Below are 518 nucleotides of genomic sequence, written 5' to 3'. Positions count from 1 at the left end.
TAGCCGAGGCTACAATTTACGGTTTGTTCGCCCATCACTGTTACCGCTTCTGTGACTTTGCTGCGATGACACGTGGAATGATGCGATGAAGGAGATTGATCAGGAGGAACTCCTCGAGACGTTCGCAGAGAACCTGCCAGGGGCAGCATTCGTCTTCGAAGTCGATGGCGAGCAAAGAGAGACAATCCGGCCACTTAATTCCGGGTGCGAAAAGATCTAGGGACTGCCTGCAACGCAGATTGGCAAAGATCCCCAACACTTGATGGCGATGGTGAATCCGGACGACCTTGAGAACCTGCAGGCATCAGTGGAGATTTCCGCCTGAACCCTTTCAGTCTCGGAAGCACGTTTTCGGATCACAGATGGACAAGGTGTAAATAAACATCTCCTCAGCCGGGGCACACCAAAGCGGATGCCCGATGGCGGGACCAGATGGTTGAGATTTCTTTTTGACGTCACTGCAGAAACCCGCACCGGGCAACTGTTTGAGGTAGTAACCCAGCAACTCAATTACATCA

The 518-nt window shown here is 52.1% G+C and carries 1 protein-coding gene; it reads right to left on the bottom strand.

Annotated elements, in window-relative coordinates; genetic code table 11:
• Positions 1–331 precede the first annotated feature (331 nt).
• Positions 332–518 (bottom strand): hypothetical protein (locus Q1A34_RS21960; RefSeq protein ID WP_300039653.1); only part of this gene is annotated, 187 nt, incomplete at its 5' end.

The sequence above is a fragment of the uncultured Roseobacter sp. genome, from assembly GCF_947491795.1.
Classification (GTDB): Bacteria; Pseudomonadota; Alphaproteobacteria; order Rhodobacterales; family Rhodobacteraceae; genus Roseobacter.
Note: the sequence above shows the minus strand (reverse complement) of the source record. Positions and strands in the feature narration are given on the sequence as shown.